The organism is Nesterenkonia sp. HG001 (genome assembly GCF_034438835.1).
Lineage (GTDB): Bacteria > Actinomycetota > Actinomycetes > Actinomycetales > Micrococcaceae > Nesterenkonia > Nesterenkonia xinjiangensis.
On record NZ_JAOSZD010000007.1, the window covers coordinates 22,048 to 38,146 of the forward strand.

Consider the following 16,099-nt stretch of genomic DNA (forward strand, 5'->3'; position numbering starts at 1 on the left):
ATCATCACCCTTCGACCACGGGCCGCCTTCCCTGGTGCCGGATCCGGGCCGGAGCTACCGGGAGTCAGCCCCGTGGACGGAACAGGCGTACGGTGGGGTCATGGAGCCGTCCAGGCTTCCAACCCAGGAGTCACCATGAGCGATAAGTCGCCTCGTAAGAATCTTTCCAAGAAGTCCGAGAAGTCCATCAAAGAGAAGCGCGCCGACAAGCGGGCTGCGGCGGCTGAGAAGTCCTTCGGCGAGAAGCTCGCCGGGAAGAAACGCTGACGGGCCGATCCCTTGGCGTGGTGGGGACCTCGACCAAGGAGAACGAATTCCGCCTTCCGCTGCATCCCGATCACCTGGGGCGACTGGACGAATCGATCCGGTCCCGCATCACCCTGGAGCACGGGTACGGGCAGCGGTTCGGCTGCACTGATGATGATCTGGGCGAACTCGTCGGCGGCTTCGCGCCGCGGGACGAGCTGATCGCGACCTCCGACGTCGTGCTGATGCCCAAGCCCCAGCATGAGGACGTGGCGCTGATGCGCGAGGGCCAGGTGCTCTGGGCCTGGACCCACTGCGTCCAGGACCCGGGGATCACGCAGCTGGCGATCGACGAGGGCCTGACACTGATCGCCTTCGAGGCCATGCATCATTGGACCGCCGACGGCGCGGTGGGACTTCATGTATTCCACAAGAACAACGAGCTCGCCGGATACAGCTCGGTCCTTCATGCCCTACAGCTGACAGGATCCACAGGTGACTACGGACGCCCGCTGAGCGCCGTCGTCATCGGATTCGGTGCGACCGCCCGAGGGGCGGTCACTGCTCTCAACGCACACGGCGTGCATGACGTCCATGTGCTGACCAACCGCGGTGTCGCGGCCGTCGGGTCACCGATCCACTCGGTCCGGATCCGGCAGTTCGAGCACGACCGCGACGGCGCACACCTCTCCGAGGTCATCACCGACGAGGGCCGCATGCCGCTGGCGGCGTTTCTGGCGCGTGCTGACATCGTGGTCAACTGCACCCTGCAGGACACGGCCGCACCGTTGACGTACCTGACTCACGACGACCTCGACCGTTTCCGTCCCGGAAGTCTGATCGTGGACGTGTCCTGCGACGAAGGGATGGGTTTCGAATGGGCGCGGCCGACCTCGTTCATCGACCCGATCTTCACCGTGGGCGAGAACGTCATCTACTACGGAGTGGACCACAGCCCCTCCTATCTGTGGAACTCCGCGACCTGGGAGAACAGCCTCGCGCTGCTCGGGTTCGTGCCGACGGTGCTGGACGGGCCGGAGGCTTGGGAGGGGGACGAGACGATCGGCCGCGCGATCGAGATCCGCGACGGCCACGTCATCAACCCTCAGATCCTGGCGTTCCAGGGTCGCGCCGCAGAGCACCCCCATCTGGTCGGCTGAGCTGAGCAGAGGCCGGACATGACAGAAGCGCCGCACGCAGCTGGTGGACAGCTGCGAGCGGCGCTTCTGTGTCTGTGTCACCTGGGGGAGGAGCGGGCGATGGCCCCGCCGCCTCCCGGTGAACCCGTCAGACCGAGTAGTAGAGCTCGAACTCGTAGGGGTTCGGGCGCAGGTTCAGCGGGAGGATCTCCTCCTCGCGCTTGTACGCGATCCAGGTCTTGACGATCTCCTCGGTGAACACCCCGCCTTCGAGCAGGAACTCGTAGTCGTTCTCCAGCGCCTCGAGGGCCTCGTCCAGCGAGCCGGGAGCCTGCGGGATGGTCGCGAGCTCTTCGGCGGGCAGCTCGTAGAGGTCCTTGTCGACCGGCTCGTGCGGCTCGATGCGGTTCCGGATCCCGTCCAGGCCCGCCATCATCTGCGCCGCGAAGGCCAGGTAGGGGTTGCCCGAGGCGTCGGGGGCGCGGAACTCGAGGCGCTTGGCCTTCGGGTTGGCGCCGGTGATCGGGATGCGGATGGAGGCTGAGCGGTTGCCCTGCGAGTACACCAGGGAGACTGGAGCCTCATAGCCCTTGACCAGTCGCTTGTAGGAGTTCACGGTCGGGTTCGTGAACGCGAGCACCGCGTGGGCGTGCTTCAGCAGACCACCGATGTACCAGCGAGCCGTGTCCGAGAGGTTCGCATAGCCCTTCTCGTCGAAGAACAGCGGCTCGCCGTCCTTCCACAGCGACTGGTGGCAGTGCATGCCGGAGCCGTTCTCCTCGAAGATCGGCTTGGGCATGAAGGTTGCGGACTTGCCGAACTGGTCAGCGGTGTTCTTGACCACGTACTTGAACTTCTGCACGTCGTCGGCCGCGTGGACCAAGGTGTTGAACTTGTAGTTGATCTCCTGCTGGCCCGGGGCTGCGACCTCGTGGTGCGAGCGCTCGACCTCGAGGCCGACGTTGTCCATGGCCACGCAGATCGCGTCACGGAGGTCGGCGGTCTTGTCCTGCGGGGAGACGGGGAAGTATCCGCCCTTGGTGGCGAGCTTGTGGCCCATGTTGCCGCCGCTGATCTCTTCCGCGGAGTTCCAGTTGGCCTCCTCGGCGTCCACGGCGTAGAAGGACGCCTGCGGGGAGGACTGCCACTTCACGTCGTCGAAGACGAAGAACTCTGCCTCGGCGCCGAAGAAGGCGGTGTCGGCGATGCCGGAGGACGCCAGGTACTCCTCGGCCTTCTGCGCGACGCCGCGCGGGTCGCGGACATAGGGCTCCCCGGTGCGCGGGTTGACGATCGAGAAGTTCATCGCCAGGGTCTTCTCGACACGGTACTCGTCGATGAACGCGGTCGCGACGTCGGGGAGCAGCTGCATGTCAGACTCTTCGATGCCCTGGAATCCACGGATCGAGGAGCCGTCGAACAGCTGGCCGTTCTCGAAGAAGTCGAGGTCGACAGTCTTGGCCGGGACGTTGAAGTGGTGCTGGCTGCCAGGAAGGTCGGTGAAGCGGATGTCGACGAACTTGACGTCCTCCTCCTGGATGAACTTCAGGACTTCTTCGGGATTGCTGAACATGCGTCCTTGCTCCTCATGGATATCGTGCTGGGCTCCGGGCGGACCCGGTCTGCGTTGTTCACCCTAGCGGCATCGGCACAGGCATGTGGGACCGATCACCGTGGATGACCTGCCGACCGTGATGCCTCGTCGCCGCGGTCACGCGGTGGTCGGTCCTGCGATTCTGTGCTGTGAGCCGGGGCTCTCGCTCGGGCTCAACGGTATGCAGGCGGCATTTCTCGACCGTCACGCAAATGTTTCAGCCATGTAACTTAAGTTGCTCATCGGGTCCCGTGGAGCGGACGTCCACACGGTCTCCCGGGGCTCACTGTGCCTGAGGTGCCACTAGACTGATGGGCCTGAAGGTGCCGGCCGACCAGCGCCGGTGATCCGCCGAGCAGAGGAGATCCGTGGCAGCCAGTCGAGACCCGCGTCCTGGGCGTTCTGAGGAACCCGAAGGAGGCACCGGGGACAGATGGCCCGGGGACCGCCTGGGGCTGCCGGAGCGCGGGCCAGGCAGCCTGGCCCCCTTCGGGCGGAGGGTGCTGGCCCTGCTGATCGACTGGGGCATCGCGCTGCTGATCTCCACCATGTGGTTCGACGCGGACCCGATCGTCACGCTGCTCCTCTTCGCGGCGATGCACATCATCCTCATCGGCCTGCTGGGAGTGACCATCGGCAAGCGTCTGGTCCGCATCCAGGTGGTGCGCGATGCTCGCGCTCCCGGACCCCTGTGGGCCACGGTACGGACACTGCTGCTGCTCGTAGTCATCCCGGCGATCGTGTTCGGCCCGGATGGACGCGCAGGGCATGATCGTGTGGCCGGGACCATGCAGCTGAGGATGTGACTGCACGGCTGACCATGCCGTTGACCGTGCTGCTGAGGATCGACCCCGCTCAGCGTGACACGACGTCCTCGGCGGACGCGCCCTCCAGGCCGCGGGTCCGATAGCTGGCTCGGAGTCGGTCGAAGACCATCGTGGCGGTGGCGATGAGCAGCGCGGACCCCAGCATGTGAAAGAGCACCAGCAGGATCGGCAGCCCGGTGAAATGCTGGATGTAGCCGATGGTGCCCTGGGCCAGGATGACCGTGACCAGCCACCAGGCGGCCTTCTTCTGCGCCGGTGAGGCCTGCAGCCGACGCTGGCGCAGCATGATCGCGACGGCGGCGGCGCACAGCACATAGACGGGGACCACATGCAGCCGGGTCACCAGGTCGGCGTCGAAGTCGTGGCGTGGTGCGCCCGGGTCTCCCGCGTGCGGCCCGGTGCCGGTGACGATGGTGCCCAGGATGACGGCGGCCCAGCTGGCGGCGAGGACCACCGGGGCCATGGCCGTGGTCACGGAATCGGTGGCGCCGTCGACCAGCGGGCGCCCGGTGGCCCCGTCATGGTGAAGCTCGAGGGTGACCCGGTGGAGCAGCTGGGCGGCCAGCATCACCAGCACCGAGGACAGCACGAAGTGCAGTCCCACGACCCAGGGGTTGAGGTTGGTCCAGACGGTGATCCCGCCGATGACCCCCTGCAGCGGGATGCCCAGGCCGATCAGCAGAGCTCGGACGACCAGGGGCCGATGGCTGTCCCAGAGCCTCACGAGGGCCAGGAACATGGCCAGACTGATGGCGATCAGGACATAGGTCAGCAGCCGGTTGCCGAACTCGATGGCTCCATGCATGCCCATCTCGGGGGTGGAGACCCAGGAGTCCGGAGTGCACCGCGGCCATTCCGGGCAGCCCAGGCCGGAGGCGGTGAGCCTCACGGCCCCGCCGGTGATCATGATGCCGATGTTGGAGATCAGCGTGGCGATGGCCAGGAGCCGCGTGGTGCGCGTGATCCGTGTGGGGAGACGGCTGGTGAGGGAGTCGGTCAGCGCCATTGGAACCACCTTCGTGCGGCGAGGACGGCGAGCACGGACCAGCTCGCCAGGACGAGTGCAGGGACCGGGGCGAGGGCCCCGTCGATCGTGGCCGCGCGCAGTCCCTCTCCCAGCGCGGCGGAGGGCAGCAGGAGGAGCAGGACGCCGGGACCCTCATGGTGCAGGGGGAAGACGGCGCCGCCGGCGGCGCCGAGCAGCACCCAGAGGATGTTGGTGACCGCGAGAGTGGCCTCCGCGCGCACAGTGCCCGCCAGCAGGAGCCCCAGCGCGGTGAACGCTGTGGCGCCCAGCAGCAGGAAGATCAGCAGCCAGGCCAGGCCGCCGGGGGAGGGCTGCCAGCCCAGCACCAGACCGGCGGTGCCGATCACGACCACCTGGATCGCCACCACGCAGGCCACGGCCACGGCCTTGCCCAGGATGAGGCCGGTCGGGCCCAGGGGAGTGGTGGACAGATAGGCCAGCACTCCGTACTGCCGTTCGAAGCCCGCGGCGATGCCCTGACCGGTGAAGGCCGAGGCCATCACCGCCAGGGCCAGGACGCCGGGGGTGATGACGTCGATGCTGGGCACGGTGAGCCCGTCCGCGGCACTGCCGGCGACCAGGTCCAGGCGGTGCGCCCCGACGAGCACGAGCAGCGGCAGGATCACCGAGACGAGCAGCTGCTCGCCGTTGCGCAGCACGTTGCGGGTCTCGTAGGCGCCGTGGGCGAGGATCCGGCGTGCCGCGGGGGCCGGGCTGGCGGTCTGGAGGCTCATGAGACGGACACCTCCCAGAAGACGTCCTCCAGGGTGCGAGCCTCGAAGGAGACCTCGCCGGGCATCAGATCGATGTGCTCCCACCAGGCGGTCAGCCGGTGGAGGTCCTCGGGTCCGGCGATGGCCCCGACCGCCCAGCGGGCGCCGGGCTCGTTGTCCGCACCGCCGTCGAGCGACACCGGCGTCGGGGCGGCGTCGAGCTCTGCCCGGGTGAGCGTACGCGGAGAGACGAAGAGCAGGCGGCGGCTGCGGCCGTCCTCGGTCAGTTCGGCGACGGTGCCGTGGCGGACCACGACGCCGTCCTTGAGGATGTGGACCGAGTCGGCGAGCCTCTGGGCCTCCTCGAGCAGATGTGTGGTGAGCACGATGCCCAGGCCTCTGTCGCGCAGATGCGTGATCAGCTCGAAGGTCATCTGCCGCGACTGCGGGTCCAGCCCCGCTGAGGGCTCGTCGAGGAAGACGGCCTCAGGGTTGCCGATCAGGCTCGCGGCCAGGGCCACGCGCTGGCGCTGTCCACCCGAGAGGCGGCGGATCGAGGTGGTCATGAAGTCGGCCATGTCGAGCCGCTCGACGAGGTCGGCGAGCGGCCAGGGGGTGCTGTGCAGTCTGGCCACGTGCTCCAGGAGGATCCGCGGGCGGACGGACTGGGGGAGGCCGCCGTCCTGGAGCATCACGCCGACGCGGGCGCGCAGCGCCGCGGAGCCGTGCCAGGGATCCTCTCCCAGCAGGCTTACGGCGCCCTGCGAGGGGCGCAGCAGGCCCTGCGCGCACCCCAGGGCGGTGGTCTTTCCTGCACCATTGGGGCCCAGGAGCACGGTCACCTCGCCTCGGCGGGCGGTGAAGTCGACGCCGCGCAGGATCTCCTGAACCCCGGCCCGTGAGCGGGCGGAGCCGACGGCGTATCGGACCTGGCGCAGGCTGAGGCAGAGAGATTGCTGGGGCACCAGGACATTCTACATTTCTACAGGTTGTAGTAGAGGGAGCCTCCGGGTCCTCCGTGCCAGATGACGGAGCAGGGGTCACGCTGTGGGGTCGACCGCGGTCAACACAGGGTCGCCTTACTGGCACGCCAGATCTGAATAAGTCACAATAGACTCATGTATTCGAGCCGGAACTCCGAAGAACCCGAGCTGGCGTCCTCCGACGCCGGTCGGGACGGCGACGGCACCACCCGCGAGCGGGTGCTGCAGCTCGTCGTCGAGGAGGGTCCCATCAGTGCCGCGGCCCTGGGTCGGCGGCTCGACCTGACGGCGGCGGCTGTGCGCCGTCACCTCGACGCCATGGCCGAGCAGGGCATCGTGGAGATCAAGAACGTCACCTCGCGCCGCAAGGGCGCCGGCCGTCCCTCCCGTCGATATGTCATCTCACAGCGCGGCCAGGAGGCCCTCGGTGACGATTATCTCTCGCTGACCCGCCGTGCTCTCGACGTGCTCGGGGACTCGGTGGGCGAGGAGGCGCCCCGCGCGCTGGCCGCGGCATACTTCGCTGACCATGAAGAGCGCTACCGGGAGCAGCTCGCCGGAGTGGAGGACCTCGACGAGCGCACCGAGAAGCTCGCCGAGCTCTTCAACGCCGACGGCTTCGCCGGATTCACCCGCAAGGTGGGCCGCGACAACCCCCTGATGGCCATGCAGTCCACCCAGCTCTGTCAGGGCCACTGCCCCGTCCGGGAAATAGCAGAGGCCCATCCGGTGTTCTGTGAGGAAGAGACCGAGATGATCTCTCGACTTCTCGAGGTCGATGTCCGGCGTCTCTCCACCCAGGCCTCCGGGGCTCATGTCTGCACGACACATGTCCCGGTCGGTCGCGAGCGGCTCGCCGCCGAGCAGCGGGCCCGGCGCGTCGCGTCGGAGGACCCGCAGGACCCCACGTCACGCCCCGCCTCCGCAGGCCCCCGCCTGTCCGGCGGTGGGCGCAAGAGAATCGTCATCTCCCCCCGTCAACAAGAGAGGTTGTCATGACCGAGCAGATCCAGCGCACCGAGGACCCGGGTGTCATCTCCGAGATCCTTGAGAAGAATCCGGAGCTGAACGGGATCGGCGCCTACGAGTACGGCTGGTCCGACTCCGACACCGCAGGGGCCAACGCCAAGCGCGGCCTCGATGTGAGCGTCGTCGAGGACATCTCCTCCAAGAAGTCCGAGCCGGAGTGGATCCTCAAGCTGCGCAAGAAGGGCCTGAAGTACTTCCAGCGCAAGCCGCAGCCGATGTGGGGAGCGGACCTCTCGGGGATCGACTTCGACAACATCAAGTACTTCGTCCGCTCCACCGAGAAGCAGGCCCGTACCTGGGAGGACCTGCCCGAGGACATCCGCAACACCTACGAGCGGCTCGGGATCCCCGAGGCGGAGCGTGGGCGCCTTGTCGCCGGCGTCGCCGCCCAGTACGAGTCAGAGGTCGTCTACCACCAGATCCGCGAGGATCTGGAGGCCCAGGGCGTCATCTTCATGGACACCGACACCGCTCTGAAGGAGCACCCGGAGTTCTTCGAGGAGTACTTCGGCTCCGTGATCCCCGTCGGCGACAACAAGTTCGCCGCGCTGAACACGGCCGTGTGGTCCGGCGGCTCCTTCGTCTACGTGCCCAAGGGCGTGAAGGTGGAGATCCCGCTCCAGGCCTACTTCCGCATCAACACCGAGAACATGGGCCAGTTCGAGCGGACGCTGATCATCGCCGACGAGGACTCCTACGTCCACTACATCGAAGGCTGCACCGCGCCGATCTACGACACCGACTCGCTGCATTCGGCCGTGGTGGAGATCGTGGTCAAGAAGAACGCCCGAGTCCGTTACACGACCATCCAGAACTGGTCCAACAACGTGTACAACCTGGTCACCAAGCGTGCCGTGGTCGATGCCGGCGGGACCATGGAGTGGATCGACGGCAACATCGGCTCCAAGGTCACCATGAAGTACCCGGCGGTCTACCTCACCGGTGAGCACGCCAAGGGTGAGACCCTCTCCCTGGCCTTCGCCGGCGAAGGCCAGCACCAGGACACCGGTTCCAAGATGGTCCACATGGCCCCCCACACCTCGAGCTCCATCGTCTCGAAGTCGGTGGCCCGCAACGGCGGCCGCGCCTCCTACCGTGGCCTGATCCAGATCAACGAGGGCGCCGAGCACTCGGCGAACTCCGTGGTCTGCGACGCGCTGTTGGTGGACACGATCTCCAAGACCGACACGTACCCGTACATCGACATCCGCGAGGACGACGTCACCCTCGGCCATGAGGCGACGGTCTCCAAGGTCTCCGAGGACCAGCTGTTCTACCTGATGGCTCGCGGGCTGGCCGAGGACGAGGCCATGGCGATGATCGTGCGAGGCTTCATCGAGCCGATCGCCCGTGAGCTGCCGATGGAGTACGCCCTCGAGCTCAACCGCCTCATCGAGCTGCAGATGGAAGGCTCTGTGGGCTGATCACCGCCCGCCTCACACCGCGACGCGGTGCCCACGGACACCCGCTCAGGGGCTGCCCTGAGCGGGTGTCCGTGGGAACAGACTTCACCGACATCTCCACGACAGACAAGGGACGAGGAACAGATGACGAACACCCCCGCTGACCAGGCGGAGAAGGTCTCCGGAGTGGAGGTCGGCGAACGCCGCATCTCCATCCCCGGCATGACGGAGGAGGGCGAGAACCTCGCCGCCCAGACCAACCAGGCCGCCGAGCACACCCACGGCGGCCTCGGCGAGACCAAGAAGCTCACCTCGGGCATCGGATCTCGCGCCAACCGTCACGTCGGCTTCGACGCGGCGGGCTTCCCGGAGCCGAACGGCCGCGAAGAGGAATGGCGCTTCACCCCGCTGAAGAAGCTCGCCGGCGTGCTCACCGACACGCCGGGCGACGCGGAGGCCGTCGACTACCAGGTCACCGCCTCCGACGCCGTCGTCGTCTCCTCTCTGGCCCAGGGTGCTGCGCCGCGCAACAGCGTGCTGCAGCCGGCCGACCGTGCCGCCGTCCTGGCCACCAAGAACGTCGCCGAGGCCCTCCACGTGGAGGTCCCCGCCGACGTCGAGGTCGCCGAGCCGATCCGGGTGGACGTCACCGGCCGGGGGGCGGGACGTCGTGCCAACAGCCACATCGTGCTGGAGGCCGGGACCCACGCCACCGCCGTCTTCGTGCTCGAGCACCGGGGCAGCGCCGACTTCAACGGCAACGTGGAGGTCGTCGTCGGGGACGGCGCCCACGTCAAGGTGATCTCGCTGCAGCGCTGGGACGACGACGCCGTCCACGTCGGCCAGCACGACGCGGAGGTCGGCCGCGACGCCACCTACAAGCACGTCGCGATCTCGCTCGGCGGGTCGGTGATCCGGCTCAACACCAACTTCCGCTACGCCGCTGAGGGAGCCGAGGCCGAGATGTACGGCCTGTACTTCGCCGACTCCGGCCAGCACATCGAGCACCGCACCTTCGTGGACCACAATGCGCCGCGCAACACCTCCAACGTGCTCTACAAGGGTGCGCTGCAGGGAGAGTCCGCCCGGACGGTCTGGGTCGGCGACGTGCTGATCCGCAAGGCCGCCGAGGGCACGGACTCCTACGAGAAGAACCAGAACCTGGTGCTCACCGACGGCGCCCGCGCGGACTCGGTGCCCAACCTGGAGATCGAGACCGGGCTCATCGATGGTGCCGGACACGCCTCCTCGACCGGGCGCTTCGACGAGAACCACCTGTTCTACCTGATGGCCCGCGGCATCCCGGAGAAGGAGGCTCGCCAGCTGGTGGTCCGGGGCTTCCTCAACGAGATCATCCAGAAGATCGGTGTGGCCAGCATCGAGGACTCGCTGCAGGACGACCTGGAGAACGAGCTGGAGATCGCCGGCTTCTGAGCACCGATCGGTCACCGCACGCCGATGATGCGGGCCCGCCCCATCGCTTCACACTGACGCTTCAAGACACAGCAAAGGACAACGGACACGACATGTCTTCTCTCGAGATCAAGGACCTCCACGTCTCCATCGAGACCGAGCAGGGCAGCAAGGAGATCCTCAAGGGCGTCTCCCTGACCATCAACTCCGGCGAGATCCACGCCATCATGGGCCCCAACGGCTCCGGCAAGTCGACTCTGGCCGCGACCATCGCAGGCCACCCTCGCTACGAGGTGACCTCCGGCTCCATCACCTTCGACGGTGAGGACGTCCTGGAGATGGGCGTCGACGAGCGCGCCCAGGCGGGCCTCTTCCTGGCCATGCAGTACCCGGTCGAGGTCCCCGGGGTGACCATGACCAACTTCCTGCGCACCGCCAAGACCGCCCTGGACGGCGAGGCGCCGAAGCTCCGCACCTGGACCAAGGAGGTCCGTGATGCGATGGAGCTGCTGAAGATCGACGCCGACTTCGCCAGCCGGAACGTCAACGAGGGCTTCTCCGGGGGTGAGAAGAAGCGCGTCGAGATCCTGCAGCTGGAGCTCTTCAAGCCGAAGTTCGCCGTACTTGACGAGACCGATTCCGGCCTGGACATCGACGCGCTGCGCGTGGTCTCCGAAGGCGTGAACCGTGCCCAGCAGAACAACGACATGGGCACCATGCTCATCACCCACTACACGCGCATTCTGAACTACATCAAGCCCGACCACGTGCACGTGTTCATCGACGGGCGGGTGGCCGAGCACGGCGGTCCCGAGCTTGCCGACGAGCTCGAGGCCAACGGCTACGACCGCTTCCTGGCCGCCACCGCCTGAGACGCCCATCTCGAGAGGCTCTGATCCGATGACTGCTGCTCAGCCGCAGCCCGCCGCGTCCACCGGCTCCGCCCGCTCCCTGAGCGCGGCGGAGCTGGCGGCGCTGCGCGCGGACTTCCCGCTGCTGGAGCGCACTGTGCGGGAGGGGCGGCCGCTGGTCTATCTGGACACGGCGGCCACTTCGCAGAAGCCGCGCGCGGTGCTTGACGCCGAGCGTCACTTCTACGAGCACACCAACGCCGCCGTGCATCGCGGTGCCCACCAGATCGCCGAGGAGGCCACGGAGGTCTACGAGGCGGCCCGTGCCGCGGTCGCCGGCTTCGTGGGCGTGGCCGAGGACGAGGTCGTCTGGACCAAGAACGCGACAGAAGCGCTGAATCTGGTCTCCCATGCCTTCCTCCACGCCACCCTCGATGCGCGTCTGGGCCGCGGCGAGCCTGATTCCGCGGAACTGTTCGCGCTGGCCCCCGGAGATGAGATCATCGTGACCGAGGCTGAGCACCACGCGAACCTGGTGCCCTGGCAGCAGCTGGCCGCCCGCACCGGGGCCACGCTGCGCTGGATCGGCCTGACCGATGACGGGCGGCTGGACCCGGAGACCTTCTCAGTGATCACCGAGCGCACCAGGATCGTCGCGCTCACCCATGCCTCCAACGTCACCGGGGCGATCAGCCCGGTCGCCGAGGTGGTCTCCCTGGCTCGTCGATCCGGTGCGATCGTCGTGCTGGACGCCTGCCAGTCCGCGGCACATCTGCCCCTGGACCTGCGGGCGCTCGACGTGGACTTCGCCGCGTTCTCCGGGCACAAGATGCTGGGCCCCACCGGCATCGGCGTGCTCCATGGGCGCCGCGACCTGCTGGCCGCCATGCCTCCGGTCATCACCGGCGGGTCGATGGTGGAGGTGGTGACCATGGAGACGACCACCTTCATGCCCCCGCCGAACCGCTTCGAGGCCGGCACCCAGATGGTCGCCCAGACGGCAGGCGTCCACGCCGCGGTCGACTATCTCCAGAAGGTCGGCATGGACGTCTTCGCCGCCCATGAGGCCGAGCTCACCGAGATGCTGCTCTCCGGCATCGAGTCGGTGCCCGGCGTACGTGTGCTCGGCCCGCAGGACGCGGTGGACCGCCTCGCCGTGGTCTCCTTCGCCGTGGACGGCGTGCACCCGCACGACGTCGGACAGGTGCTCGACGACGCCGGCATCGCCGTGCGGGTGGGTCACCACTGTGCTCAGCCGGTGCATCGTCGGCTGGGGGTGCATGCCTCCGCCCGCGCGTCGGCGGGGATCCACACCACAGCGGCGGAGATCGAGTCCTTCATCGACGCGCTGGGCCGGGTCCGGCCCTTCTTCGGCCTCGGCTCGACTCCCGCGGGAGGTGTCCATGGCTGATGCGATGGAGCAGCTCTATCAGCAGGTGATCCTGGATCATTCCCGGGAGCGCCATGGGCAGGGCCAGCTCGAGATCTTCGACGGGGAGTCCTTCCAGATCAATCCCACCTGCGGTGACGAGGCCCGGCTGCGGGTGCGGGTGGAGGAGCACGGCAGCACCAAGGGCGGTGACGCCGCCCTGCGGATCGTCGACCTGGGCTGGGAGGGTCAGGGATGCTCCATCTCCCAGGCCTCCCTGTCAGTGATGCACGACCTCGTCGACGGCGTCGACCTCACCGAGGCCGAGGCGCTGGGAGAGACCTTTCGCGACCTGATGCGAGGGCGCGGGCGGCCGTTGGAGGACGAGCAGCGGCAGGAGAGCCTCGAGGACGCCTCGGCGTTCGTCGGGGTCGCCAAGTATCCTGCACGCATCAAGTGCGCGCTGCTGGGGTGGATGGCCCTGCACGACGCGCTGCTGCAGGCCCAGGCCTCCCGAGGGCGGACCTGACCCTGGTCCGTGGCCGGCCCTCGGGCCGCGCCCCACAGCAGCCGGCCGCACGGGCCGGGCATACACGGTGACGCCGAGGCGTTACGCCATCCAGGAAGGAGACCAGAGCATGAGTGAGACCCCGACCACCGAGCGGACCCCGCTCGAAGACATCGAAGAGGCCCTCAAGGAGGTCATCGACCCCGAGCTGGGCATCAACATCGTCGACCTGGGCCTGCTCTATGGCCTGAACTATGCGCAGGACGGCGCCCTGGTGATCGACATGACGCTGACCACCGCGGCCTGCCCGCTGACCGACGTCCTCGAGGACCAGGTCGGCCAGCACGTCGGCACCATGGTGGACGAATGGCGGCTGAACTGGGTGTGGATGCCGCCGTGGGGCCCGGAGAAGATCACCGAGGACGGCCGTGAGCAGATGCGCGCCCTCGGCTTCAACATCTGAGGCTGCCCGCCTGATCCGGCGGGCTGGTGACCCTCAGGCTCCTTCGGGAGTCTGCAGGGCGAGCCTGCGGTAGCGAGGGATCGCTGCCGCGGGCTCATCGTCGTCGACGAGCCTGCCGTGATCGAAGACCAGGACCCGGTCCGCCTGCGCGGCGAACTCCAGGTCATGGGTGGCCAGCAGCAGCGGGACCTCGAGCCCCAGCAGGCGCCGTCGGAACTCGACGGCGTTGCGGAGGTCGAGCAGGGTGGTGGGCTCGTCGGCGATCACCAGCTCGGGCTCGGTGGCCAGCACACCGGCCAGCGCGACCTTCTGCCGCTCTCCGGAGGAGAGCTCGTAGACGCTGGCCTCCTCCCGGTGGCCCAGCTCCAGGGACTCGAGGATCTCGCGCATCCTGCGGCTGCGCTCGGCCCGACCCTTGATCGTGCCGCGCAGTGAGAACTCGATGTCCTCGCCGACCACCGGCATGATGATCTGCGCCTGCGGGTTCGCGAAGATGAACCCGGAGCGCGGCACGGTGGGGAAGAAGCGGATCTCCCCGGCGGAGGGCGCGACCAGCCCTGCCACCAGCCGCAGCAACGTGGACTTCCCGGAGCCGTTGGCGCCGACCACCGCCACCACATGTTCTTCCAGCGTGAGGCTCAGCTCGTGGAGGATCGTCCGTCGTGTGCCGTCAGGGGAGTCCACCTCCACCTGGACCTCTGAGATCTGCGTCACCAGCCCGGCGGCGGGCTGGCCCGCCGTCGTCGTCCCCGCCCCGGGGCTCGACTGGACAGTCTCGTTAGACTGTCCAGGGTGCCGGGGTCCCGTGCCATCGAACATCTCTGCCATATCGACTGCTGCTCCGCTCTGCGGTGGTCTCTGTCTACCTCAGGAAGGCCTGTCAACTGTGATCAGCGTATCGAACCTCGAGCTCCGAGCCGGCGCCCGTCTGCTCATGGACGAGGTGTCCTTCCGCATCGACTCCGGGGACAAGATCGGCCTGGTGGGGCGCAACGGTGCAGGCAAGACCACTATGACCAAGGTGCTGGCCGGCCAGGCGGAGCCCGCGGACGGCCACGTCGAGCGCAGCGGCTCCGTGGGCTACCTGCCGCAGGACCCCCGGGTGGAGAACATGGAGCAGCTGGCCCGGGAACGCATCCTCTCCGCCCGCGGACTCGACGACGTCATCACTCGGATGCGCACCGCCGAAGAACAGATGAGCTCCTCCGACGAGACCGTCCAGGCCCGGGCCATGAAGCGCTACTCCTCGCTGGAGGCCCGGTTCGTGGCCGCCGGAGGCTATGCCGCCGAGTCCGAGGCCGCCACGATCTGCGCGAACCTCGACCTTCCCGAGCGCATCCTCACCCAGCCGCTGAAGACCCTCTCCGGAGGTCAGCGCCGCCGTGTGGAGCTGGCGCGCATCCTGTTTTCGGACGCGGACACCCTGCTGCTCGACGAGCCCACCAACCACCTGGACCAGGACTCCATCGTCTGGCTGCGTGACTACCTGCAGCACTTCTCCGGCGGGTTCATCGTGATCTCTCACGATGTGGAGCTCATGGAGCGCACCGTCAACAAGGTCCTCTACCTGGACGCCAACCGCTGCGTGGTCGACGTCTACAACATGGGGTGGAGGAACTACCTCACCCAGCGGGAGCAGGACGAGGCACGGCGCAAGCGGGAGTTCGCCAACGCGGACAAGAAGGCGACAGCCCTGCGGTCCCAGGCCGAGAAGATGCGGGCCAAGGCCTCGAAGGCCGTGGCCGCCCAGAACATGCTCAAGCGCGCCGACCGCATGATGGCCGGCGTCGAGGGCGAGCGGCAGGCTGACCGGGTCGCCAACATCCGCTTCCCGCGGCCTGCTTCCTGCGGCAAAACTCCACTATTCGCCGAGGGTCTCTCGAAGTCATACGGCTCCCTGGAGATCTTCACCGGCGTGGACCTGGCCATCGACCGCGGGTCCCGCGTGGTGATCCTCGGCTACAACGGTGCCGGCAAGACCACTCTGCTGCGCATGCTCGCCGGAGTCGCTCAGCCGGACTCCGGGGCGGTCATCCCCGGACACGGGCTCAAGCTGGGGTACTACGCCCAGGAGCACGACACCCTGGACACCGAGCGCACCGTGCTGGCGAACATGAAGACTGCGGCCCCGGAGCTCGCTGACACCGAGCAGCGACGGATCCTGGGCTCCTTCCTGTTCACCGGCGACGACGTCCACAAGCCGGCGGAGGTGCTCTCGGGCGGGGAGAAGACGCGCCTCGCCCTGGCCACATTGGTCGCCTCGAGCGCCAACGTGCTGCTGCTCGACGAGCCCACCAACAACCTCGACCCGGCCTCCCGCGAGGAGATCCTGGCCGCGCTGCGCACCTATGAGGGCGCCGTCGTGCTGGTCACCCACGATGAGGGCGCGGTGGAGGCCCTGGCTCCCGAACGGGTGGTGCTGCTGCCCGACGGCGTGGAGGACCTCTACACCGCGGACTATCAGGACCTCGTCAGCCTCGCCTGAGGTGGCCTGAGCCTCGGCGCGCCCAGGCCCTGGGGCCCGGGCGCATGGG

The 16,099-nt window shown here is 67.9% G+C and carries 16 protein-coding genes; 11 read left to right on the forward strand and 5 right to left on the reverse strand.

Features of this window, described 5'->3' with window-relative positions; all coding sequences use genetic code 11:
- Nucleotides 1-135: 135 nt before the first annotated feature.
- Together ODE13_RS12300 and ODE13_RS12305 are read left to right on the forward strand one after the other, a co-directional pair.
- The gene (locus ODE13_RS12300) at nt 136-267 is read left to right on the forward strand and encodes a hypothetical protein (protein ID WP_281366358.1); all 132 of its coding nucleotides are present in this window, start codon (nt 136-138) and stop codon (nt 265-267) included.
- 20 nt (nt 268-287) lie between these two features.
- Complete coding sequence (locus ODE13_RS12305) at nt 288-1,406, forward strand: N(5)-(carboxyethyl)ornithine synthase (RefSeq protein ID WP_416210687.1); 1,119 nt, start codon at nt 288-290, stop codon at nt 1,404-1,406.
- Nucleotides 1,407-1,533: 127 nt separating this feature from the next.
- On the opposite strand, the gene glnA is transcribed toward ODE13_RS12305, so the two are convergent.
- Nucleotides 1,534-2,958, reverse strand: a complete 1,425-nt coding sequence (gene glnA / locus ODE13_RS12310; RefSeq protein WP_179542850.1) for a type I glutamate--ammonia ligase — start codon at nt 2,956-2,958, stop codon at nt 1,534-1,536.
- Between the two features lie 389 nt (nt 2,959-3,347).
- On the opposite strand from glnA, the gene ODE13_RS12315 reads away from it, so the two are divergent.
- Complete coding sequence (locus ODE13_RS12315) at nt 3,348-3,785, forward strand: RDD family protein (protein ID WP_322479551.1); 438 nt, start codon at nt 3,348-3,350, stop codon at nt 3,783-3,785.
- Between the two features lie 49 nt (nt 3,786-3,834).
- Here the strand turns inward: ODE13_RS12315 and ODE13_RS12320 are convergent, their stop codons facing one another.
- The 3 genes from ODE13_RS12320 to ODE13_RS12330 are packed head-to-tail and all read right to left on the reverse strand — an operon-like array spanning nt 3,835 to nt 6,511.
- Nucleotides 3,835-4,812, reverse strand: a complete 978-nt coding sequence (locus tag ODE13_RS12320; RefSeq protein ID WP_322479552.1) for a COX15/CtaA family protein — start codon at nt 4,810-4,812, stop codon at nt 3,835-3,837.
- Nucleotides 4,803-5,567 (reverse strand): ABC transporter permease, encoded by a 765-nt coding sequence (locus ODE13_RS12325; RefSeq protein WP_179542848.1) that lies wholly within the window; start codon nt 5,565-5,567, stop codon nt 4,803-4,805. Before ODE13_RS12325 ends, ODE13_RS12320 begins: the two co-directional genes overlap by 10 nt.
- Nucleotides 5,564-6,511 carry an ABC transporter ATP-binding protein gene (locus ODE13_RS12330; protein ID WP_322479553.1) on the reverse strand — a complete coding sequence of 316 codons (948 nt, stop codon included), beginning with the start codon at nt 6,509-6,511 and terminating at the stop codon, nt 5,564-5,566. The genes ODE13_RS12325 and ODE13_RS12330 overlap by 4 nt, the downstream gene beginning before the upstream one ends.
- A 153-nt stretch (nt 6,512-6,664) precedes the next feature.
- Between ODE13_RS12330 and ODE13_RS12335 the strand changes: the two genes are divergently transcribed.
- From ODE13_RS12335 to ODE13_RS12365, 7 genes are all read left to right on the forward strand, one after another.
- Nucleotides 6,665-7,528, forward strand: coding sequence for a helix-turn-helix transcriptional regulator (locus ODE13_RS12335; RefSeq protein ID WP_322479554.1), 864 nt, complete (start codon nt 6,665-6,667; stop codon nt 7,526-7,528).
- Complete coding sequence (gene sufB, locus ODE13_RS12340) at nt 7,525-8,982, forward strand: Fe-S cluster assembly protein SufB (RefSeq protein WP_179542846.1); 1,458 nt, start codon at nt 7,525-7,527, stop codon at nt 8,980-8,982. The genes ODE13_RS12335 and sufB overlap by 4 nt, the downstream gene beginning before the upstream one ends.
- 123 nt (nt 8,983-9,105) lie before the next feature.
- Complete coding sequence (gene sufD, locus ODE13_RS12345) at nt 9,106-10,395, forward strand: Fe-S cluster assembly protein SufD (RefSeq protein ID WP_322479555.1); 1,290 nt, start codon at nt 9,106-9,108, stop codon at nt 10,393-10,395.
- Nucleotides 10,396-10,487: 92 nt separating this feature from the next.
- Nucleotides 10,488-11,246: a Fe-S cluster assembly ATPase SufC gene (gene sufC / locus ODE13_RS12350; protein WP_322479556.1), complete on the forward strand. Its 759-nt coding sequence runs from the start codon at nt 10,488-10,490 to the stop codon at nt 11,244-11,246.
- Between the two features lie 28 nt (nt 11,247-11,274).
- Nucleotides 11,275-12,636, forward strand: coding sequence for a SufS family cysteine desulfurase (locus ODE13_RS12355; protein ID WP_322479557.1), 1,362 nt, complete (start codon nt 11,275-11,277; stop codon nt 12,634-12,636).
- Nucleotides 12,629-13,123: a Fe-S cluster assembly sulfur transfer protein SufU gene (gene sufU / locus ODE13_RS12360; protein ID WP_322479558.1), complete on the forward strand. Its 495-nt coding sequence runs from the start codon at nt 12,629-12,631 to the stop codon at nt 13,121-13,123. The genes ODE13_RS12355 and sufU overlap by 8 nt, the downstream gene beginning before the upstream one ends.
- Nucleotides 13,124-13,232: 109 nt before the next feature.
- Nucleotides 13,233-13,565: a metal-sulfur cluster assembly factor gene (locus ODE13_RS12365; protein WP_179542842.1), complete on the forward strand. Its 333-nt coding sequence runs from the start codon at nt 13,233-13,235 to the stop codon at nt 13,563-13,565.
- A gap of 33 nt (nt 13,566-13,598) precedes the next feature.
- On the opposite strand, the gene ODE13_RS12370 is transcribed toward ODE13_RS12365, so the two are convergent.
- Nucleotides 13,599-14,393, reverse strand: coding sequence for an ABC transporter ATP-binding protein (locus ODE13_RS12370; RefSeq protein WP_322479559.1), 795 nt, complete (start codon nt 14,391-14,393; stop codon nt 13,599-13,601).
- Between the two features lie 58 nt (nt 14,394-14,451).
- Here ODE13_RS12370 and ODE13_RS12375 point away from each other — a divergent pair, with 58 nt between their 5' ends.
- Entirely contained in the window at nt 14,452-16,050 is a 1,599-nt protein-coding gene (locus ODE13_RS12375) for an ATP-binding cassette domain-containing protein (protein ID WP_179542841.1), read from the forward strand.
- Nucleotides 16,051-16,099 lie beyond the last annotated feature (49 nt).